The sequence below is a fragment of the Cellulosilyticum ruminicola JCM 14822 genome, from assembly GCF_001311925.1.
GTDB lineage: Bacteria > Bacillota > Clostridia > Lachnospirales > Cellulosilyticaceae > Cellulosilyticum > Cellulosilyticum ruminicola.
On sequence record NZ_BBCG01000165.1, the window covers coordinates 1 to 1,130 of the forward strand.

A 1,130-nucleotide genomic window follows, 5' to 3' on the forward strand; every position below is an offset into this window, starting at 1 on the left:
TTTATGGAGGACCAAGGAATACCTTGGTCCTTTTTTGTTCCATCGTCTGACTATATTTTAAATATTACAGCATAATAATAGGGTAGCACAGTAAAAGGAAATAAGGTTATAATAAAAAGAAAATACAGATTTATTTAACGATAATTAGCAAAGAGGAGTAAACATGACATTACAACAGTTAAAATATGTAATCACAGTTGCTGATTGTAATTCTATGAATAAGGCAGCAGGAGCACTCTTTATCTCTCAGCCAAGTTTATCAGCAGCAGTACGTGAATTAGAAGAAGAAATAGGCATTACGATTTTTAATAGAAGTAATAAAGGCATTGTCGTGACATTAGAGGGCAATGAATTTCTTGGATATGCTAGGCAATTGATGGATCAATATCGATTAATTGATGAAAGGTATATAGAGAAAAAATCAGTTAAGAAAAAGTTTGCTGTTTCAATGCAACATTATTCTTTTGCGGTAAAGGCTTTCGTAGAAATGGTGAAACATTTTGGAATGGATGAATACGAATTTGCTATTCATGAAACAAAAACTTTTGAAGTAATAGAAAATGTGCAACACTTTTACAGTGAAGTAGGTGTTTTGTATAAAAATGACTTTAATGAGCAGGTACTTATGAAGATTCTGAAAGAAAAAGAATTGGAATTTATTAGTCTTTTCAATTGTCATGTTTATGCGTATATGTGGAAAGGCAATCCACTTGCTCATAAAGATAAAATTACAATGGAGGATTTAGAAGAATATCCTTGTTTATCATTCGAACAAGGAGATAATAATTCATTTTTCCTTGCAGAAGAAGTACTTAGTACATATCAATATAAGCGAGTAATCAAAGCAGATGATAGAGCGACATTATTAAATTTAATGAAAGGGCTTAATGGGTATACCTTGTGCTCAGGGATTATTTGTTCAGAGTTAAATGGTGGGGATTATACAGCAGTGCCAATAGAAATTAATGAGATCATGACTATTGGGTACATTAAGAGAAAAGGTGTACCACTTAGTAGTATGGGAAAATTATATATAGAAGAGCTTTCTAAATATGAAGAGCAGATATTATAAAGCAACTGTTTTGTTTTTAAACATTTTTATAAAAAAGGTTGACGTATGTAGGAAGTTA

Annotated in this window: 1 protein-coding gene; it reads left to right on the top strand. The window is 31.2% G+C overall.

The window, feature by feature from the left end:
• The first annotated feature begins 163 nt into the window (after positions 1-163).
• Positions 164-1,072, top strand: a complete 909-nt coding sequence (locus JCM14822_RS18685) for a LysR family transcriptional regulator (RefSeq protein ID WP_054744158.1) — start codon at positions 164-166, stop codon at positions 1,070-1,072.
• The last annotated feature ends 58 nt before the right edge of the window (positions 1,073-1,130 follow it).